Genomic DNA, 20,220 nt, shown 5'->3' on the forward strand with positions numbered 1-20,220 from the left:
AGCGCAGAAAATTGAAAAGAAGTCAGGCGATAGAAAACAAAAATCAGCTTCTCCGCCCGACCGTGATCCACCTTCGACACGGGTGTGAAATATTCTAAATCGGTTTTGAATCCTGCTCATTCGACAACGCAGCAGATCTGCGGAAAGATCGAGTCACTTTTTGAACGGGACGGGGCAGAACCCAGCAATATCACGGTGCAGCCCCGACATTGCCGGGAAAGGAGTAGTCAGGTGGCCGGAGATCTGGTGCTTGTCGCATGTCGCGACAATGGCGTGGCCGAGGTGACGCTGAATGTACCCAGATCGCTCAACGCATTATCGCCGAAATTGATCGATGCGCTGAACGATACGGTTCTCGAACTGGACCGAGACGATACGGTGCGCGTTTTTCTTCTGACCGGTACCGGGCGGCACTTCTGCGCCGGCGCCGATATTGATGCGATGCTGGACATGTCGGTTTCCGAGGCCGTGCGCACTGGCTTTTCGGGGAGCAGTCACCAGCTCGCAAGGATAACGAAACCGATCATCGCGGCCGTCAACGGCCATGCGCTCGGGGGTGGTTGCGAGCTAGTCGAAATTTGCGATATTGTGATCGCAGCCGACAATGCCGTGTTTGGCCATCCCGAAGTGAGACTCGGCGTCATGCCCGGCGCCGGAGGAAGCCAGCGTCTAGAGGTGGTCGCGAGATTTTGGACCAGTTGCTAAGCTTTAGCGACTGACGAAGGAATACCCCAGATGACAAAGCGGAAACGCTATTCGGCGGAGTTCAAGGCCAAGGTTGCGCTTGAAGCCATCCGCGAAGAGTTGACGACGGCCGAGCTGGCCAGGAAGTACGGCGTCCATCCGACAATGATCAGCGGATGGAAGAGAACGGCAATCGAGAACATGGCATCGGCATTTGGTGGTGCGGTATCGGCCGAGCCGGCGATATCCAGGAAGGATGTCGAGAAGCTGCATGCCAAGATCGGCCAGTTGGTCGTGGAGCGCGATTTTTTATCGGAAGCCTCCAGTCTCATCCTCGGCACTGGAGGCAAAAAGCGGTGAAGCAGGACCATCCCGATCTCAGCGTCCGGCGGCAGTGCAGCCTGCTGTCGCTGGCGCGCTCCAGCCTCTCCTATCAACCGCGCGGGGAAAGCGCCGAGAACCTGGCGTTCATGAAAATCATCGACCGGCAGTTCCTGGAAACGCCATGGTACGGCTCGCGGCAAATGGCCCGCCACATGCAGCGAGAGGGACACAGATGCGGGCGCCATCGGGTGCGGCGACTGATGAGGCTCATGCGGCTGGTGCCGATTTACCAGGAGCCGAAGACGAGCACGAAACACCCCGAGCACAAGATTTACCCGTACCTTCTCAAAGGCTTGGCCATCACCCGACCCAATCAGGTCTGGTGTACGGACATCAGCTATATCCCGATGCGCCGGGGCTTCCTGTACCTCGTGGCGGTCATGGACTGGCACAGCCGGAAAGTTCTGAGCTGGCGGCTGTCGAACAGCATGGATGCCGGGTTCTGCGTCGAGGCACTGAAGGAGGCGCTGGCCAGATACGGCCCGCCCGAGATATTCAACTCCGACCAGGGCTCGCAGTTCACCAGCGCCGACTTCACCGATGTCCTGAATGATGCCAAGGTGAAGATCTCGATGGACGGCCGTGGGCGCTGGATCGATAATCGGATGATCGAGCGCTTCTGGCGGTCCCTAAAATACGAGTGTGTCTACCTGAACGCCTTCGAGACCGGCTCGGAGGCCCGACACGGGATTGGCGCCTGGATCACCTATTACAATGAGAAGCGCCCGCACTCATCGCATGGGCTGCTGACGCCGGGCGAGGCATATGATAGCCGGGCCCCAAACCTGAAAGCCGCCGCCTGAAATGAAACCAATGCGATAGCTTAGCCCGGCGGCAAACTGGTCGAAATTCTAGGACCACCTCTTCTCCCCCGCCTTCTGGGCCGCCACAAGGCACTTGATTTGTTGCTGACCGGCAGAAGGATGAGCGCGACCGAGGCCGAACGTGTCGGGCTCGTTTCCCGGATTGTGGCAGCAGCGGATCTATTGTCCGAAGCCCGCACCGTCGCAGCCGAACATGCAGCATTCTCCCTGCCGATACTGAAGATGATCAAGGCATCGGTGAATGCGACCAGTGAAATCCCGCTGGAAAGCGGCTTGTTCATGGAACGTGGCTTGTTTTACAGGTCGTTGGCAATGGCGGATTCGCGTGAGGGTATGAGCGCGTTCAAGGAAAGACGCGATCCCGTGTTTCGTGACCGGTAAATCCTTGGGGCGTTGGTAGGTTGTCACGCGTCGCTACCTGCCTTGGCTTGAACCGCGCGCCGTGCACAGCGACCTTTTCCAGGCGATCCGAGACGAAACATGGATGTGCAGGGCGGATTCGCTCATGCCGATCTGAGTTTTTCTCAGTTTTCCGCGTTCCGGGAGAACGCCGTGCTGGATGGAGGAGGTTTAACATGTTCGATCCGATCAAACGCGCACGCGACAGCTATGCTCGACAGAACTTCCTGCGGTTTCTGGGCACCGAGCTCGAAAGCCTGGAGCCGGGCAGATGCACCATTACCCTGGCCATCCGCCCCGAACTGACCCAGCAGCACGGTTTTGCCCATGCCGGGGTGATCACCACGCTTGCCGATACCGCGGCCGGATATGCGGCCTATTCCACGATGCCGGAGAATGCGTCGGTTCTGACCGTCGAATTCAAGGTAAACCTGATCAAACCGGCCATGGGTCAGGCCCTGCGCGCCGAAGCGAACACGATCAAAGCGGGGCGGACGCTTTCCGTGGTCGAGGCGAACGTGTTTGCCATCGACGGCGGCAACGAAGCGCTAGCGGCTCGAATGCAGGCCACCATGATGTGCCTTGCGGGCAAGGCCGATGATCCCTCGATTTCGCAGCGGCAGGAAACCGAGCGGAAGAATTGACCGCGTACCGATATTTATGCCGGAGGCGCGCGAAACGGAGCAGGACGGCGGAAGCGTGCGAACCGGTTCAGAGCGGCTAGTATTGAGAGGCGAGCCCATATCGACTTGCTGACATTGACGATCTCCATTGGCCTGCTGTGGGGGCTCGCTGTGCTGGTGCCCGGGCCGGACACGCTCATGATCGTGAATATTGCCATGCGAGCGGGGCGATGCCGCGCCTTGTCCACGGTCGCCGGGATCGTTTGCGGCACGCTGATCTTTTGGCTGACCGGATTTTTCGGGGTGGCAGCCCTGTTCTATGCCGCACCGTGGAGCTATCATGCCTTGAGAATTGGTGGGGCACTCTACCTGATTCATCTCGGCCGGCGGATGATCCAGACTGACATGAATTCCCTTACGCGGGCGGCTGTTGACGCTCCCCGGACGACGACCATTTCGACACCACGCGCATTTGCGATTGGGGTTACCGTAAACTTGTCAAACCCCAAAACCGCACTGTTCATCGCGAGCCTTTATGCAAGCGCCCTGCCGCCCTCACCGCCGATGATGTTGGTTGGAGCCGTTACATTGACGACGGTATCGCTGTCCGCCACCTGGTACAGCTTGCTGGCATTGGCCCTGACTTCCCGAACGGGACAAGGCTACCTCGCCGGCGTCAAACGGCATCTGACGCGCGTCTTCGGCGCCATTTTCGTGGTCTTTGGCGTGAAACTGATTCTGCAAAAATGATGGTGCGCGCTTCGACATGGCTGCAGCTGTATCGCCCCCTCCCCCCACCTCCCACTACCTCCCGAGTGCCCCTTCTACCCGTGGGCATGACAGCCCCGCGTAGTGCCCTCGCCTGCCTTTTCGTTCCTGTAAGGCGAGTTTATTCTTGCCGCATGCCAGACAAACCCAATCCCATGCCGCGACTCAAAGTGCCGCTGAACGCCCTGCGCGCGTTTGAAGCGGCTGCGCGTCTACGGTCCATCAAGGGGGCCGCCATGGAGCTCGGTGTGACGCCTTCTGCCGTATCCCATCAGGTCAAGGCGCTTGAGGCCGCTTTGGGGGTGGACCTCTTGCGGCGGGTCGGGGCATCGCTTCATCTGACAGAGGCCGGCGGCAAGCTGTCGGGGCAGTTGACCGGCGGTTTTTACCAGATCGCCTCGGCCGTGGAAGAACTTACCGCCGAGCGCAAGAACGGTCCTGTGCGCCTGACCATGTTGCCCACCTTCGCCGTGCACTGGCTTTCGCCCCGCCTGTCTGATTATCCGTTCGAGCGCGCTGGCTTCGAATTGCTCATCTCCACAAGTCAGGCCGCGCTCGACCTCTCTGCCGGTGAGGCCGACGCCGCCATCCGCCACGGCCGGGGACAATGGGACGGGCTGATGGCCGATCTTCTGTTCGATGAGACGGTCACGCTGTTTGCTCCGCCCGGACTTCTTGACGGTAACAATCCCCGTGCCACGGCGGCAGGTGCAAACCTGTTCCTCTCACAGCATCGCAAACAGAATTGGAAGGTCTGGAATGCCAGCCTGCCGGGCGGGCCACTGGAACCGGCGGCGGTCACGATTGTGGATTCCGCCGGTCTGGGGCTCAAGGCCGCTGCGGATGGTGCGGGGATAACGCTGGCAGGCTGGGAAATCGCGCAGGCCGATGTGCAGGCCGGGCGGCTGATTCCGATGTTCGAGCACCGCATCGATACCGGCGCAGGATACTGGCTTGTCTACCCCGAGGCGTTAGCTCGTGACCGGCGCATCAGGAACCTTCGCAAATGGCTCTTGGAAGAAACCGAAGCCTGCCGGGCGCCGAAAGCGTGCTGAGTGCCCGGGCCGCGTGATGCCCGGCCCGTTCGGCCCCTTGCGGCAACGCGCGGTCTCGCTCACTCCCCCAGCCAGTAGTCAACGCTGTCCGTCTTGCGCCAAGTGGCGGCAAGCCGTCGCTCGGCCCGATTCCCGCCCGGCGCGCTGCCCGCGAATACAGCTACCTTGCTGCTGTCGGGATATTCTGCAACGTCAGGTTCGCGCATCGAGCTTATCGCGATATAGCGCAGCGCCGTATCCCCCGCTTTCAACTGGTGCGCTGTCTCCGGCCCGCCTGCGGGACAAACCACCACATCGCCCGCACTTACCGACCATTCTGTTTCCCCATGGCGCAACGTGCCACTGCCTTCGAGGATGATGAAGATTTCATCATTTGCATGATGACAATGAAACGGCCAGGCACTTTTTCCGGGTGGCACTTCGGTCAGGCGGGCCCCGAGGTAACGCGCGCCCTTGGGAGCGGCAATCGAAGCGAAGCATGCGTCGAAGCGGTCTGCATGCGTCTGCCGGGTCATGGCAAGGTCCGAAAGCCTGACGAGAGGGCTTGTTTCTTCATGTGTAGTCATGGCGTCCTCCTTTCCCCCAAAAGGGCACTGCCCGGCGAGTCATGACAATTGAATCCTTCTCCACCATGATGAAGAAGTCTTCATGCCCACGCGCTCCCAAGACCCCCACCTTACATCCAGAACATCGCGCCGGTGAATGCCGTCAGCCCCGCCATGATCCGGTTGATCAGGCGAATTCGGTGGCTGTTTGTTGTAAGCCTCCGCACGCTTGCACCGAAACAGACCCAGGCGAGCATTGAGGGCGCACCCACGGCGAGAAAAGCCAAGCTGAAAACCGTGATCTGAAGGAGCATGGAATATTGCGAGCTCAAAAAGACGGAACAGATGGTGACAGCGATCAGCCAGGCCTTTGGGTTGATGAACTGAAAGACCGCTGCTTCCCGAAAGTTGATTGGCCGTGGAGATGAAACACTCTCAGGCGCGCCGGCCTGCCATAGGCGCGACGACAACCAGAACAGATATGCGGTTCCCAAGACCTTCAACGCGAACTGGATCGCGGGCTCGGCCGCAAAGATCGTCCCCAGCCCGAACCCCGTCAGCAGCAATTGAAGTGCCACTCCCGAGGTTATTCCCAAGATATGAGGCACGCTTCGTCCAATTCCGAAGACGAGCCCTGAACTCGCCAGCATCATGTTGTTCGGCCCAGGCGTTATCGTCATCACAAATATGTAAATGGCGAGCGGCACTAAGGCAGATATCTCCATGAAATGTCTCCTGAATCGCTTCGGATCCATCTCGCCCGGAGGCTGCCCGGAGCGCCAATGAAGAATTCTCATCAGCGAGTGAGATCAATTCTGCTAGGCGACCATCTTCCACCGTCTTCTCCCTCAAAAGGGCGCATTCTCTGCCGCGAAATAGCAATCCGCGACCTGTAAGCTTCCCTCCAGGTTGGCAGTATCGCCTATTTTCCGCGGCCGGACTGACACGCCGGAACGGACATCCAGCGCGATCACGGCTCGGGTCGTGGATGACACACACAATCCTGCCTGACTGCCCTCAATTGCGGGATCATCCAAATGTCGACGTGCTGCCAGAACATGCGCGTCGTAATGCCGGCCTCCGCGCACCAAATGTTGCACAGTTTGTTGTACAGAAATTGCAACTTTGAGCCCGCAGGAGTGCCCGATTTCTCGGAAGTTCGTTGATTTTCTTACATCTCTTGGAGGGTTTTTTGGTGGCGCCGAGGGGAATCGAATATCTGGCAGAATATCCGGAAGTGCAATGAACTAGGCCGTGTGGACGGATTGGCTCGGCTATTGGCTTGAGGATTCCCGAAGCGTTTTCAATGTAATTCATGGAATGCCGACTGATTTGGAGGGTCGGCAATGTCCACGAGAATGACGGATGAGGATTGGGACAAGGCGTTGGCCGTGTTTCGGGCGGCGCTTCCCCGGCGCGGGGCCAAAGGCCGCGATGACCGGTTGTTCCTTGAAGCGCCGCATTATTTCGCGGTTCACAATGTCACGTGGCGTGCGTTGCCGGAACGCTTCGGCAAAGGGAACAGCATCTGGAAACGGTTCGACCGGTTGAGCAAGGCCGGCGTATTCGACGTGTTCCTTGATCATCTGGCGAATCTGAGCTCAGCGGCACATCTGGTCCAGATGTTCGACTCCACGGTGGTTCGCGCCCATGTCTCCGCAGCGGGCGCAAAAGGAGGCAGAAGAACCAGGCACTCGGCCGCTCGCGCGGCGGGTTCTCGACGAAAATCCATCTGAAAACAGACTTTGACGGCCATCCGATCGCTTTCGACCTGACCGGTGGCGAGAAGGGCGACGCGCCCCCTTCCCCGTCCTGCTTGCGCTCGGTCCCGATGTCGAACCACGCGCGGTGGTGGGCGACAAGGGATATGCCAGCAGGGCCAACCGGCAGGCTGCACGCCGCTGTGGCGCAATTGCCGTGATCCCGCACAAGGCCAATGAAAAGAGAAAGCCAGCACGCTTCACAAACTCAATCTACAAGGGGCGCGCCCGCATCGAGCAGGCCGTCGGTAAACTGAAACGCTTCAAGCGGATCGCCCTACGCTGCGAAAAGACCAGACGCAACTTCGCCTCTATCGTCGCCCTCGCCACCAGCTTCATCTTGATCAAATCCGTCCACACGACCTAGCAATGGTTCCCGGTTCCACGCACTTCGAAGAAGCCAAGCACTCGACAAGCCCCGCCGCGATATAGACTCGGCCGGACTTACAGGCTTGCGTGGTCGAATCGCCGTCCGTGCTTGCTACAAGCTAAAATGCCCAAGAATCTTGCTCGACCTTGTGGCACCGAGTGGTCAGTTGTGCGGATAATTCATTCCGCCTTGGCACCCGTTGCGCCTCAAGAACCAAACCGCGCGCATCCATGCCGATGTCCACGTCCGCATAATCTCTCCTTGACAGGATCGTTCGTCAAGCTAGGCTAGCAAGCAAATATACATCGGCATTTGGGCCTCGCTGGGAATATTGTTGTTCCCATCGGGGCTTTTTGTGTTTTGGGGAACGAGCGTGAGCGTTTATCCGATCGGCGTCTTGTTTTCATGTTCCGGCAGCTACAGCCGACCCGCCGAGCAGGGTTACAGCGGTGCGTTGGCGGCGGTGGCCGATATCAATGCGGACAGCAGCTTCCCGTTCCAGCTCAAAGCCCACCACGCCGACCCGGCGGGTAATACCGATCGTTATGCCGAACTTTGTCGGGACCTGATCCGCAAGGCAGGAGCCCGACACATTGTCGGCTGCACCACATCCTGGAGCCGCAAGGAGGTGATTCCGGTGGTCGAGAAACTCGACGCACTCCTGTGGTATCCATGCGTCTACGAAGGTTTCGAGGTTTCAGAGAGCCTCGTTTATGTTGCTGCTTGTGCCAATCAGCACCTCGTACCTCTGCTCGACTATATCGTTCCACGCTTTGGTGCACGCGGCTTCCTGACCGGGTCCAACTACATTTGGGGCTGGGAAACCAACCGGATTGCCCGCGATATACTCACCCGCTCCGGAGGTAGCGTTTTGGGCGAACGCTATGTGCCTATCGGTGACACGGATATCGGTCACCTGATTGCCGAAATTCGGGAGAAGCGTCCCGATTTCATTCTCAACAACCTGATCGGCGACACCTCGTATGCTTTCCTCGCAGCCTACCGGGCGCTGGGTCTCGAAGATCCCGCTTTCCTGCCAGAAAACCGTCCCGTCGTGAGCTGCAATCTGTGCGAAAACGAAACCACACGACTTGGGAAAAACGCTGCCGGGCACTACACGGTTTCCAGTTACTTCCGCTCCTTGGCAAGCGAGGAAAACGACCGCTTTGCAGCACGCATGAGCGCGAGCGCGCCGACACGCGTGGCTGATGCGTTCTTTGTTCAGGCTTACGCAGCCGTTGTTATGATCGCGGAAGCGATCCGGCGCACGGGCAGCGACGAGGCCCATGGTGTTCTGGAGGCGGTGCGCAGCACCGAAACCATGACGCCGCTCGGCTCCCTGCGTGTCGATCGCAGCACCAATCACGTCAGCCTTTGCGCGCATATCGGACGGGCAAAGGCCGACGGCGATTTCGAAATCATGCATCATTGTCGGGATTCCATCGCCCCGGACCCTTTTCTTACAGCGACGCCGCTCGATCGGCTCTATGCGGGTATCGACAATCATGCAGGCCGGTTGAGGGTGGTGAGATGACCCCTTCCCTCGCCTACACACCAAATTTCGTTGGCTGGCGGGCACTGATCCTGCATCGGCCGCACCAGAACGTGGACGCGCTCATGACCCAGTGTGCGCGCATCGGCATTACGGCTGAACAGGCATGGCCCACGCTTGAGGATGCACAAGCGATGTACGACTTCGACGTACTGCTGATTGATGCGGACATGGGCTATGATGAGCAGTTTCCTTGGGCACCGGGACTGGCGCCCATGCCGATCATAGCACTTATCGGATCGGAAGCGCCGGGTCGTATTGCATGGACCATAGGACAGGGAGCAGATGCACAGCTCCTGAAGCCCATAGGCAGCGCCGGACTTTACAGTGCGCTCGTCGTGGCAAGCCAAGGATATTTGCGGCGCACGTCGCAGACGAAGGAAATAGCCCGTCTGAAAGACCAGCTCGCAAAACGGCAGATCGTCGCCGAGGCGACAGCCATTCTAATGCTGAAGCGAAACTGTGATGCCGAAGCGGCCTACAATCAACTTCGGAAAACGGCCATGACCGAGCGGCGCTCCATTGAGAAAGCTGCTGCAGCCATCGTGGCCGGTTTCAATACAGACGGACGGAAGAATGTCACGAACGTTCGCTGAAACCGACACACAAGCCATGACACCCTCGGTTCCGGCACGCCTTCTGCGCAGGCCACTGGCGCTCGTGGGCCTGTTCATCATCGCGGTTGTGGTTCTGGCAGCGGTCCTTGCGCCGTGGCTTGCTCCTTACGATCCTTATGAACAGTTTTTCGAAGGACTGACGCTTGAAGGCGCGCCACTGCCTCCCAACGCGCAGTTCTGGTTCGGTACAGACCTTGTCGGACGAGATTTGCTCAGCCGCCTCGTATACGGCGCGCGCACATCCCTTGTGATCGGCGTTCTTGCGAATGGCATTGCAGTTGTTATCGGCTCGGTGATCGGTATCACCGCGGGCTACTTCCGCGGCTGGGTCGATACTGTGCTCATGCGGTTTACCGACCTGATGATGGCATTCCCCGCGCTTCTACTCGCCATCGTGCTGGCGGCCATCTTCCGCCCCAGCCTGTGGATCGTGGCATTGGTAATCGCAATGGTGAACTGGGTGCAAATTGCCCGGGTCACCTATACGGAGACCCGCTCCATCGCCGAACGGGATTTCGTGATAGCCGAGCGCGCGATGGGAGCCGGCGCAGGGCGCATTCTCGTGCGCCATATCCTGCCGCATCTCCTGTCCACCATCATCGTCTGGGCTACGCTCGGCATCGCCACCACCGTGCTGCTGGAAGCCACCCTTTCCTTCCTCGGCATCGGCGTCCAGCCGCCCATCCCCTCTTGGGGCAACATCATCTTCGAAAACCAGACCTACTTCACCTCCGCTCCCTGGCTCGTCTTCATCCCGGGTGCGGCAATCCTGGCGCTGGCGCTCGCCTTCAATCTGGTCGGCGATGCGCTTCGGGACATTCTCGACCCGACACAACAGGGAAGACACTGATGGCTGCATACATCGCCCGCCGCCTCATCCAGACAGTTCTGATCCTGTTCGGCATCAGTTTCGTTACGTTTGTGCTCTTGTATCTCGTGCCAGCCGACCCTGCCCGCCAGATTGCGGGGCGTAGCGCAACCGCCGAGACAGTGGAAAACATCCGCGAGCAGCTGGGCCTCAACCTCCCCTTCTACCAGCAGTATCTGCGCTATCTGGGAGGATTGGTTCAAGGCGACCTTGGCCGCTCCTACCTGCAGAAGACAGAGGTATCAGCGCTAATTATCTCACGTCTGCCGGCAAGTCTGCTTCTAATGACCGGGGCTATATTCTGCGAACTCCTCCTCGGTTTGACGATGGGCGTCGTCGCCGCTCTGAAGCGCAACACGCGCACCGATGATGCGCTCATGATTGCCTCCTTTGTTGGTGTATCCGCACCGCAATTCGTCATCGGTATCCTGCTGTTATACGTGTTCGCCGTAAAGCTCGGCTGGTTTCCTATCGGCGGCTACGGCACTTTCGCGCATCTTGTCCTGCCCTCGGTTACGCTCGGGTTCCTGGGGGCCGGCTGGTATGCGCGGATGATGCGCTCCTCGCTGATCGATGTCCTGCGTCAGGATTACATCCGCACTGCGCGAGCTACCGGACTGCCGCGCACCAAGGTTCTGTTCGGCCACGCGCTTCCCAACGCCATTCTGCCGATCATCGCCATGATCGGCATCGACATCGGGTTGTTCATGTCCGGCATCGTGGTCGTGGAAAGCGTTTTTGGCTGGCCGGGCATAGGTCAGCTTGCATGGCAGGCAATCCAGCGTGTGGACATTCCCATCATCATGGGGGTCACGCTGGTCTCGGCCTGCGCCATCGTACTCGGCAATCTGCTGGCCGACCTCATAACACCCTTGATCGACCCACGGATCAAGTTGCGCTGACGCAACGACAAACAAAGCGCCTCAACCAGAGAAAGGAACACTTGAAATGAGAAAGCTTCTTCTTCTTAGCGTTGCTGCCATCGCCCTGAGCGCTGCGGCGCCCTCGAATGCTCAGGAAATCAAGCAGGGCGGTTCGATGACCGTCACCTACAAGGACGATGTCTCCACACTTGATCCAGCCATTGGCTACGATTGGCAAAACTGGTCGATGATCAAGTCGCTTTTTGACGGGCTGATGGATTATGAGCCGGGCACCACCCAGCTACGCCCGGAACTTGCCGAATCCTACGAGATTTCCGAAGATGGAACGGTCTTCACCTTCAAGCTGCGCGAGGGCGTAAAATTCCACAATGGCCGCGAGCTCACTGCGGAAGATGTGAAATATTCCATCGAGCGGGTGGTCAATCCCGAAACGCAAAGTCCAGGCGCCGGCTTTTTCGGTTCCATCAAGGGCTTTGAGGAAGCATCGGCAGGCGAAGCGGCAGGACTATCGGGAATCATCGTCGAGGATCCCTACACGATCCGCTTTGAACTTTCCCGGCCGGACGCCACCTTCCTGCACGTCCTGGCGCTGAATTTTGCCCATGTGGTGCCCAAAGAGGAAGTTGAGAAATACGGCGCGGACTTCGGCAAGCATCCGGTTGGCTCCGGCGCCTTCCGCCTCGCCGAATGGACGCTCGGCCAGCGGCTCGTCTTTGAGCGCTTCAAGGATTACTGGAACATCGGCGCACCGAAGCTAGATCAGATCATCTTCGAAGTGGGCCAGGAACCGGTCGTTGCCCTCCTGCGACTTCAGAATGGCGAAGTGGATGTCCCCGGTGACGGTATCCCGCCCGCAAAGTTTATCGAGGCAATGAACGATCCGGAACTCAAGGATCTCATCATACAGGGTGGACAGCTTCACACCGGCTACCTGGCAATGAACACGAAGATCCCGCCCTTCGACAAGGTTGAGGTGCGCAGGGCGGTCAACATGGCGATCAACAAGGATCGCATTGTACGCATCATCAATGGCCGCGCCGTGCCCGCCAACCAGCCACTGCCGCCGACAATGCCGGGCTATGCGGAGGACTATGAAGGTTATCCCTACGATCCTGAAGCAGCCAAGGCACTACTGGCCGAAGCGGGCGTCGCCGATGGCTTCGAGACCGAGCTCTACGTGATGAACACTGATCCGCAGCCACGCATTGCGCAAGCGATCCAGCAGGATCTGAAGGCTATAGGCATCAATGCGTCAATCAAGTCCTTGGCGCAGGCCAACGTGATTGCCGCAGGCGGAGAGGAAGATCAGGCACCGATGATCTGGTCCGGCGGCATGGCCTGGATCGCCGATTTCCCCGATCCGTCCAACTTCTATGGGCCGATTCTTGGCTGTGAAGGCGCGGTTCCGGGCGGCTGGAACTGGTCTTGGTATTGCAATGAAGAACTTGATGCGATGGCAAAAGAAGCTGACGCCATGGTCGATCCGGCCCAGGCCGAGGAACGCATCGCGCTGTGGCGCGACATTTATCTGAAGATCATGGAGGACGCGCCCTGGGCGCCGATCTTCAACGAGGAACGCTTCACCATCCGTTCCGCGCGCATCGGCGGTGACGACAGTCTGTTCGTCGATCCGGTGCACATTCCGGTCAACTACGACGAGGTATACGCCAAAGATGTGCAGTAACTGCGATTACACGATACACGGCCACCATCACCATTATGGGTGGGATCATTCGATCCCGCCCGCGGACCGGGTCGCTCCCGGTTCCACGCTGGAGTTCACGTGCCTTGATTCCGGCAACGGCCATTTCACGCCCGACAGCACGGTGGCCGATGTTGCGACTCTGGACTTTTCGAAGGTCAACCCGGTCACTGGGCCCATCTATGTCGACGGGGCTATGCCCGGCGATGCGCTGAAGGTGGAGATCCTCTCCTTCAAGCCTTCAGGCTTCGGCTGGACGGCGAACATCCCCGGCTTCGGGCTGCTTGCCGACCAGTTCAAGGAAGCTGCCCTCACGCTGTGGACCTACGAGGCCGACACCCTTGCCCCTGCACTTTTCGGCAAGCATGGCAAGGTGCCGCTGAAGCCATTCGCTGGCACGATCGGCCTCGCGCCCGCCGAACCGGGTCTGCATTCCGTGGTTCCGCCCCGGCGCGTGGGCGGCAACCTGGATATCCGGGACCTTGCCGCCGGCACCACGCTCTATCTGCCGGTTGAGGTGGAAGGGGCGCTGTTCTCCATCGGTGACACCCACGCCGCGCAAGGCGACGGGGAGGTGTGTGGCACGGCTATCGAGAGCGCAATGAATGTGGCACTGCGGCTTGACGTCGTGAAAAACGCCAACCTTGCCACGCCGCGGTTCACCACTCCGGGGCCGGTGACCCGCCATCTCGATTCCGACGGATATGAGGTAACCACCGGCATCGGGGCAGACCTCATGGAAGGAGCGAGGGCCGCGGTCTCGGGAATGATCGACCTGCTGTGCGCTACGAGGGGCATGACCCCAGAGGAAGCCTACATGCTTTGTTCGGTGTGCGGAGACCTGCGGATCAGCGAAATTGTCGATCAGCCCAACTGGGTGGTTTCCTTCTACTTCCCGCGGATCGTTTTCTCGTGAGGCCAATGCGGGTTGAAAGCACTGACTACATGACACAAGCGGACTCTTCCTGCCTTCTGGAGGTCGATGGCCTGACCGTGCAGGTGGCCACGCCTGTCGGGGCGCGGACCGTGGTCGACAACCTCTCGTTCCGGCTGATGCGCGGCAAAACGCTGTGCATCGCCGGCGAGAGCGGCTCGGGCAAGTCGATGACGGCTCTGGCCCTGATGCAGCTTCTGCCCAGACCAATGGCACGTGTCGCCGGCGGTTCCGCGCGCCTTTCGGGTCGGGATATCCTTTCCTTGTCGGAATCGGAGATGCAGCAGGTGCGTGGACGCCACATCGGCATGATCTTCCAGGAGCCGATGACATCACTGAACCCGGTGCTCTCCATAGGCCGACAACTGGCGGATGCCATTTGCGCACACGAAAGTGTCTCTTCCGGCGCCATGCGCAAACGCGCGATTGAACTGCTGGATCAGGTGCAGGTCCCCGAGCCGGCGCGACGGCTGGAGCAATATCCGCACGAATTGTCCGGCGGCCTGCGCCAGCGCGTGGTCATAGCCATTGCCTTGGCGCAGAATCCGGAAATCCTGATAGCCGACGAACCCACAACAGCTCTTGACGTAACCGTTCAGGCGCAAATCCTGGCCCTCATACGCAAGCTGCAGGCCGATCGGGGAATTTCCGTGATCATGATCACTCATGACATGGGTGTCGTCGCCGAGATGGCCGATGACGTCCTTGTCATGCAGCATGGTCGCATGGTGGAGCACAACGCGGTCGACGCGATATTCTCGACGCCGGGCGAAGAGTATACGCGGCGTCTTCTCGCCGCTGTTCCCCGGCTCGGAGAGATGAAGGGTACGACCCTGCCCAAGCGTGTCCTGAAGCGGCAGAAAAAGACGCCGGCCGCAGAGCCGCAGACAGACCGGCCTCTGGTTGAAGTCGAGGATCTGACCGTGCGCTTCGACATACGGGGCGGTTTTCTGCAGCAACCGGTACGGCGCGTTCACGCAGTCGAGGGTATCTCATTTTCCATCAAGCGCGGTGAAACTCTTTCGCTCGTCGGTGAATCGGGCTGCGGCAAGTCCACGACCGGGAAGGCGCTCTTGAACCTAGTTTCCTGGCAGGGAGACATTCGTGTGGACGGACGCTCCACGCGGGGTCTGCGTCCCGCCGCCATGAAACCCGTCCTGCGCGATGTGCAAATGGTGTTCCAGGATCCGTATGCCTCGCTTGATCCGCGCATGCGCGTCGGCGACCTTGTGGCCGAGCCGCTCGTTATTCACGGGCTGGCCACTGGCAGCGAACTGGCAGACCGGGTGGCCTATCTGTTTCGCCGCGTCGGGTTGTCTCCGGACCAGATGCGCCGCTATCCGCACGAATTCTCGGGTGGCCAGCGCCAGCGCATCTGCATTGCCCGCGCGCTCTCGCTTTCACCCAAGCTCATCGTCGCGGACGAGTCGGTCGCCGCGCTCGATGTGTCGGTCCAGGCGCAAGTGCTCGACCTTCTGCAGGACATCCAGGACGAGACCGGCATATCCTATCTCTTCATCAGTCACGACATGGCCGTGGTCGAACAGATCAGCCATCGTGTTGCAGTGATGTATATGGGACGCTTCGTGGAAATGGGCAGCCGTGCCCAAATCTTCGAGAATCCGCAACACCGCTACACGCGAAAACTGATGGAAGCGGTACCCGTAGCAGATCCCTCGCGCCCGCGCCGCGCCTTCATCGCGAAGGCGGAAGACCTTCCAAGCCCGATCCATGCGCTCGACTACGTGCCCCCCAAGCAGGTGGCACGGGACGTTGGCGACGGACACCTCGTATGGGAGGAGCATTAACAGCAATTTGTACCGGCCGGATTAGCCGAATCATTTCAGCGAGCCGCAGACGTGGCCGGTCGGTTAAGTCCCGCATGCACATCCGGTCGGTCACCAGAATGAATTTTGCCTTGTGCTTCATAGTTGCAGCGATTTCGCGAAGGGCCGCGAGCTTAGCCGTCACCTTTCCCTTGGCGCAGGCTTGAATGTAGATCCGCTGAGCATACGGAACATTGCCAAGGTCCGACCTAAGAGCCTGACCAAAAAGATTGAGTGATATCAGCGGGTTGTGATTCCATCGGATTTGCGAAGACACGATGGAGAGCACGATGCCCTGGACTGATATCACCCGGTCTCACCATGTACGCCGGCACTGCCGTTATGCAAGCGATCTCAGCGATGCGGAATGGCGATTGATCCAGCCGTTGTTGCCGTCGCCGCGCCGGCTTGGCCGCCCTCTCAAGGTCGACCTGCGCGAGGTGATGAACGCGATCCTTTACATGGCCTCGACCGGTTGCCAGTGGCGCATGCTGCCGAAGGAGTTTCCACCGTTTACGACGGTGCAGAACCATTTCTACGACTGGCGCGACAATGGCATCCTGCGCTCGATCAGCAACACCCTGGTGGCCCGGGCCCGCGAGAAGAATGGCCGGGAAGCCAGCCCTTCGGCCGGCGTGATCGACAGCCAGTCGGCGATGATCACCGAAAGCGGCGGAATACGGAGGCTTCGACGCGGGCAAGAAGATCAATGGCCGCAAGCGCCATATCGTCACCAACCCAGCGAATGGTCGATCGGTGTCTGAGTCAAACCACCCGAGAACTGGCACCAATCGTATGACTATCGGTGTTTATTATCTCCGGGCTGCCGAACTTGTGGACCGCCTCCTTCAGTGCCTCGACGCAGAACCCGGCATCCATGCTGTTCGACAGCCGCCAGCTCAGAACTTTCCGGCTGTGCCAGTCCATGACCGCCACGAGGTACAGGAAGCCCCGGCGCATCGGGATATAGCTGATGTCCGTACACCAGACCTGATTGGGTCGGGTGATGGCCAAGCCTTTGAGAAGGTACGGGTAAATCTTGTGCTCGGGGTGTTTCGTGCTCGTCTTCGGCTCCTGGTAAATCGGCACCAGCCGCATGAGCCTCATCAGTCGCCGCACCCGATGGCGCCCGCATCTGTGTCCCTCTCGCTGCATGTGGCGGGCCATTTGCCGCGAGCCGTACCATGGCGTTTCCAGGAACTGCCGGTCGATGATTTTCATGAACGCCAGGTTCTCGGCGCTTTCCCCGCGCGGTTGATAGGAGAGGCTGGAGCGTGCCAGCGACAGCAGGCTGCACTGCCGCCGGACGCTGAGATCGGGATGGTCCTGCTTCACCGCTTTTTGCCTCCAGTGCCGAGGATGAGACTGGAGGCTTCCGATAAAAAATCGCGCTCCACGACCAACTGGCCGATCTTGGCATGCAGCTTCTCGACATCCTTCCTGGATATCGCCGGCTCGGCCGATACCGCACCACCAAATGCCGATGCCATGTTCTCGATTGCCGTTCTCTTCCATCCGCTGATCATTGTCGGATGGACGCCGTACTTCCTGGCCAGCTCGGCCGTCGTCAACTCTTCGCGGATGGCTTCAAGCGCAACCTTGGCCTTGAACTCCGCCGAATAGCGTTTCCGCTTTGTCATCTGGGGTATTCCTTCGTCAGTCGCTAAAGCTTAGCAACTGGTCCAAAATCTCGCGACCACCTCTACAGGGCGGGGTCCACCGAGCGCTGCACCTTGCGGTCGCGCTGCGTCGGGATGTGGCCACGGCCGCCGTGGGCCGCAATCAGGTCAAGGATTGCACGCGCATCGTAACCACGGTCGGCCACCACGTCGCCGGGCGCGGGATGGGCCGCCAGAAGATCGCCCACCGCCGCCTTGTCCGATGCCTGCCCTGGCGAAAGCGTGATCGCCACCGGCAGGCCGCGATGATCCACCATCGCGTTGATCTTGGTGCTCAGTCCTCCACGAGAGCGACCGAGGGCGTGATCTTCGCCCCCTTTTTTCCGCTCGCCGCGTGCCGGTGAGCGCGGATGATCGAACTGTCGATGAACTGCATGGAATCGGGAGATTTCTCGGCCAGTTCCTTGAAGACCCGCACCCAGACGCCCGCCTTGGCCCAGCGGTTGAAACGGTTGTAGACGGTGGTGTGCGGACCGTACCTCTCGGGCAGGTCGCGCCAGGGAGAGCCGGTCCGCAGCACCCAGAAGATTCCGTTGAGCACCCTCCGGTCGTCCCACCCGGGGCACGCCGCGCGGCTTGTTCGGGAGCAGCGGCTGGATCAGGTTCCACTCGAAATCTGTCAGGTCGAAACGCGCCATGGATCACCTCCTGTCGAGAAGTGAATCAGAACACGATGTCAATGGGAATCCCGTTTATGGGATCAAACACCTAGCTGCAGTGCGCAGGCACGTCCGATACCTGACCCTCCGCCCGTGATGAATGCCGTCCCGTATACCGTCTTGTCTTTCATTTCCCCTCCTCGAACCTCAGCCTCAACGCGCCATCATCGTGTCCGGCAGCCAAGTGACGATCTGCGGAATGCAAAAGAGAAGCACGATCGTGGCCATCTCGATCGCCACAAACCAAAGCGCACCCCGAAACACGTCGGGAAGCGGTGTATCGCGGTCAATCCCGGCGATAACAAAACAGTTCAGCCCGACTGGCGGTGTTATCAATCCGATTTCACACATCTTGACACACAGGATGCCGAACCAGATCGGATCGAACCCAAGCCCGGAAATCGTAGGAAAGACGATGGGGAGCGTGATCACCATCATCGAAAATGCATCCAGAAACATACCGAGCGGGATGTAGAGCAGCAGCAATACCGCTACGATCAGATGCGGTGAGATGCCGCTTTCCGTGATTGCGCCAGCGATCATCTGCGGGATTTGAACCAAGGTGAGAAAGAAGCTGAAAATTCCGGCTCCGATCATGGTAAATAGGATCATTACGGTCGTCGTAGCCGTCGAACGGAAGCTCTCGGAAAGACAATTGCCGAGCTGCCCGCGTACCGATTTTGCGAAAACGAGCATCAGGAGCGCCGCGACCGCACCAATCGCCCCAGCCTCGGTCGGTGTGACTAGCCCGAGATAAATTCCCCCGAGGACAATCAGGAAGAGCACCACGACCTGCCACGCCTGCGTCGTCGAACTTATCCGGTCGGCCCATGAAGCACGCGGTGCACGTGTGGAGCGGTCCTGCACCCGCCTGCCAATCAGTGCGACACCGAGCATGAACGCGATCGTCGTGATTAGACCGGGCACGAACCCTGCTATCAGCATTTTGCCCGCGGAAACTTCCGTCAAAGCCGCATAGAATATCAGCAGGACCGAGGGCGGGATCAAAACTCCGAGCACGCCACCTGCCGCGACCGCGCCAGCAGCGAGGCGCCGGTCATATCCTTTCTCCTTCATCTCGGGAATAGCGACAGCGCCCACGGTCGCCGCCGTGGCGACAGACGATCCGGATGTTGCGGCAAAGCCGGCCGACGTCAGGATGCTGGCCATCGCAAGTCCGCCCGGCAGGTGCCCCACCCACTTATTGGCTACCTCGAACAGCCGCCTGCCGACCTGCGCGTGATGGGCGAACGCGCCCATCAGAATGAACAACGGGATGACGGTCAGCGAATAATTGGCGGTCTCGCCGAAGGGGAACGTTTTCAGGCGGGCGAGCAGGAAGGCGAGATCCTCCACCATGACTACACCGAAGGCACCGGCCACTGCCAGTGCTGCGAAAACCGGCGTGCCAAGTGCCATCAGCACAAAGATCAGTCCGACAGCGAGCAATGTGACGAAGATTACATCCATGGTCGACGTCCTGTTGTTGCGGGCGTGCCACCCGTTGCCGAAGCCGGCGCGGCAGCGCCAGACGAGGCGATGGAACCGCCGCGAGATCAGTGCATGTTCGGCTCTGAATGATCGGAAGCCAGCGGATCGACTTGTTTCGCCGCTATCCGCAGGGCATGAACGGCAGACTGCAGTGCCGCGAACCACAATCCCGCAGCAACGGCGATCTTGGCCCACCAGATAGGCACCTGGAAATAGCCCCAACGGAACTCCCGGATCGAGAAGGAATATTCCGCTTCCTGCGTTGCCGGCCACGCCAGCAACAGAAAAGTCAGCGCCGCGAAGCCCCAAGCCAGAGTCGTGCTGATACGAGCAAGAGGTGCGGGAAGCCGCTCGGTGAGCATTGTAACCCGGATATGCCCGTCGTCTAGCAATGTGGCCCCCAGTCCCATGAAGACCACCATCACCATAGACAGTTCCGTCATCTCGAAAAGGCCGGGAACAGCGCGCCCGATCGAGGCGCGGGCCACCACGTCCAACGTGATGGCCAACATCATGAAGGCGAGGAAACCCAGCGCCACCCATGATGTGATCCGCGCGCCCACGTCAAGAAGCCGGTTCAGACGCGCCAGCATCCG

Annotated in this window: 21 protein-coding genes and 2 pseudogenes; 16 read left to right on the forward strand and 7 right to left on the reverse strand. The window is 59.7% G+C overall.

All coding sequences use genetic code 11. The features are described 5' to 3' along the window. Nucleotides 1–231: 231 nt before the first annotated feature. The 6 genes from HTY61_RS07280 (at nt 232) to HTY61_RS07305 (ending at nt 4,737) form a co-directional block, all read left to right on the forward strand. A complete protein-coding gene (locus tag HTY61_RS07280) occupies nt 232–705 on the forward strand; it encodes an enoyl-CoA hydratase-related protein (protein WP_175276166.1) in 474 nt (157 codons plus the stop codon). 30 nt (nt 706–735) lie between these two features. Next, nucleotides 736–1,871, forward strand: a protein-coding gene (locus HTY61_RS07285; RefSeq protein ID WP_428978281.1) for an IS3 family transposase whose coding sequence is annotated in 2 segments (ribosomal slippage) — nt 736–1,000 and nt 1,000–1,871 — 1,137 coding nt in all. Because the reading frame shifts where the segments join, the coding sequence is not laid out codon by codon here. A gap of 102 nt (nt 1,872–1,973) precedes the next feature. Beyond that, nucleotides 1,974–2,273: an enoyl-CoA hydratase-related protein gene (locus tag HTY61_RS07290; protein ID WP_246273014.1), complete on the forward strand. Its 300-nt coding sequence runs from the start codon at nt 1,974–1,976 to the stop codon at nt 2,271–2,273. A gap of 194 nt (nt 2,274–2,467) precedes the next feature. Beyond that, nucleotides 2,468–2,935 carry a PaaI family thioesterase gene (locus tag HTY61_RS07295; protein ID WP_175276168.1) on the forward strand — a complete coding sequence of 156 codons (468 nt, stop codon included), beginning with the start codon at nt 2,468–2,470 and terminating at the stop codon, nt 2,933–2,935. A 105-nt stretch (nt 2,936–3,040) separates the two neighbouring features. Then, nucleotides 3,041–3,664 carry a LysE family translocator gene (locus tag HTY61_RS07300; protein WP_175276169.1) on the forward strand — a complete coding sequence of 208 codons (624 nt, stop codon included), beginning with the start codon at nt 3,041–3,043 and terminating at the stop codon, nt 3,662–3,664. 173 nt (nt 3,665–3,837) lie between these two features. Continuing rightward, complete coding sequence (locus tag HTY61_RS07305; RefSeq protein ID WP_246272958.1) at nt 3,838–4,737, forward strand: LysR substrate-binding domain-containing protein; 900 nt, start codon at nt 3,838–3,840, stop codon at nt 4,735–4,737. Nucleotides 4,738–4,796: 59 nt separating this feature from the next. Here HTY61_RS07305 and HTY61_RS07310 read toward each other — a convergent pair whose 3' ends face one another. After that, entirely contained in the window at nt 4,797–5,303 is a 507-nt protein-coding gene (locus HTY61_RS07310) for a cupin domain-containing protein (protein WP_175276171.1), read from the reverse strand. Between the two features lie 110 nt (nt 5,304–5,413). Then, the gene (locus HTY61_RS07315; RefSeq protein WP_175276172.1) at nt 5,414–6,007 is read right to left on the reverse strand and encodes a LysE family translocator; all 594 of its coding nucleotides are present in this window, start codon (nt 6,005–6,007) and stop codon (nt 5,414–5,416) included. Nucleotides 6,008–6,628: 621 nt separating this feature from the next. On the opposite strand from HTY61_RS07315, the gene HTY61_RS07320 reads away from it, so the two are divergent. From HTY61_RS07320 to HTY61_RS07365, 10 genes and pseudogenes are all read left to right on the forward strand, one after another. Beyond that, complete coding sequence (locus HTY61_RS07320; RefSeq protein ID WP_175276173.1) at nt 6,629–7,018, forward strand: transposase; 390 nt, start codon at nt 6,629–6,631, stop codon at nt 7,016–7,018. 112 nt (nt 7,019–7,130) lie between these two features. Continuing rightward, on the forward strand, nt 7,131–7,409 hold the full coding sequence (locus HTY61_RS07325; protein ID WP_175276174.1) for a transposase: 279 nt from the start codon (nt 7,131–7,133) through the stop codon (nt 7,407–7,409). A gap of 376 nt (nt 7,410–7,785) precedes the next feature. Beyond that, nucleotides 7,786–8,946: a transporter substrate-binding domain-containing protein gene (locus tag HTY61_RS07330; protein WP_175276175.1), complete on the forward strand. Its 1,161-nt coding sequence runs from the start codon at nt 7,786–7,788 to the stop codon at nt 8,944–8,946. Further along, a complete protein-coding gene (locus HTY61_RS07335) occupies nt 8,943–9,560 on the forward strand; it encodes an ANTAR domain-containing response regulator (protein WP_175276176.1) in 618 nt (205 codons plus the stop codon). Before HTY61_RS07330 ends, HTY61_RS07335 begins: the two co-directional genes overlap by 4 nt. Then, the gene (locus HTY61_RS07340) at nt 9,541–10,431 is read left to right on the forward strand and encodes an ABC transporter permease (RefSeq protein WP_175276177.1); all 891 of its coding nucleotides are present in this window, start codon (nt 9,541–9,543) and stop codon (nt 10,429–10,431) included. Before HTY61_RS07335 ends, HTY61_RS07340 begins: the two co-directional genes overlap by 20 nt. Beyond that, nucleotides 10,431–11,351 (forward strand): ABC transporter permease, encoded by a 921-nt coding sequence (locus tag HTY61_RS07345; protein WP_175276178.1) that lies wholly within the window; start codon nt 10,431–10,433, stop codon nt 11,349–11,351. Before HTY61_RS07340 ends, HTY61_RS07345 begins: the two co-directional genes overlap by 1 nt. Before the next feature lie 46 nt (nt 11,352–11,397). Continuing rightward, nucleotides 11,398–13,017, forward strand: coding sequence for an ABC transporter substrate-binding protein (locus HTY61_RS07350; RefSeq protein WP_175276179.1), 1,620 nt, complete (start codon nt 11,398–11,400; stop codon nt 13,015–13,017). Beyond that, entirely contained in the window at nt 13,007–13,951 is a 945-nt protein-coding gene (locus HTY61_RS07355; RefSeq protein ID WP_175276180.1) for an acetamidase/formamidase family protein, read from the forward strand. The genes HTY61_RS07350 and HTY61_RS07355 overlap by 11 nt, the downstream gene beginning before the upstream one ends. A gap of 29 nt (nt 13,952–13,980) precedes the next feature. Then, on the forward strand, nt 13,981–15,777 hold the full coding sequence (locus tag HTY61_RS07360) for an ABC transporter ATP-binding protein (protein ID WP_175276181.1): 1,797 nt from the start codon (nt 13,981–13,983) through the stop codon (nt 15,775–15,777). Between the two features lie 308 nt (nt 15,778–16,085). Beyond that, a pseudogene (locus tag HTY61_RS07365) lies at nt 16,086–16,533 on the forward strand (IS5 family transposase); the annotation flags it as partial. Nucleotides 16,534–16,596: 63 nt separating this feature from the next. Here HTY61_RS07365 and HTY61_RS19450 read toward each other — a convergent pair. From HTY61_RS19450 to HTY61_RS07395, 5 genes and pseudogenes are all read right to left on the reverse strand, one after another. Further along, nucleotides 16,597–17,435 (reverse strand): annotated as a pseudogene (locus tag HTY61_RS19450) (IS3 family transposase); the annotation flags it as partial. Nucleotides 17,436–17,497: 62 nt separating this feature from the next. Further along, nucleotides 17,498–17,863, reverse strand: coding sequence for a transposase (locus tag HTY61_RS19680; protein ID WP_175278460.1), 366 nt, complete (start codon nt 17,861–17,863; stop codon nt 17,498–17,500). Then, complete coding sequence (locus tag HTY61_RS19685; RefSeq protein ID WP_175276185.1) at nt 17,749–18,015, reverse strand: transposase; 267 nt, start codon at nt 18,013–18,015, stop codon at nt 17,749–17,751. The genes HTY61_RS19680 and HTY61_RS19685 overlap by 115 nt, the downstream gene beginning before the upstream one ends. Before the next feature lie 271 nt (nt 18,016–18,286). Next, nucleotides 18,287–19,603 carry a TRAP transporter large permease gene (locus HTY61_RS07390; RefSeq protein WP_175276186.1) on the reverse strand — a complete coding sequence of 439 codons (1,317 nt, stop codon included), beginning with the start codon at nt 19,601–19,603 and terminating at the stop codon, nt 18,287–18,289. A gap of 86 nt (nt 19,604–19,689) precedes the next feature. Further along, the gene (locus tag HTY61_RS07395) at nt 19,690–20,217 is read right to left on the reverse strand and encodes a TRAP transporter small permease (protein WP_197945374.1); all 528 of its coding nucleotides are present in this window, start codon (nt 20,215–20,217) and stop codon (nt 19,690–19,692) included. Nucleotides 20,218–20,220 lie beyond the last annotated feature (3 nt).

Source organism: Oricola thermophila, from assembly GCF_013358405.1.
GTDB classification, from domain to species: Bacteria; Pseudomonadota; Alphaproteobacteria; order Rhizobiales; family Rhizobiaceae; genus Oricola; species Oricola thermophila.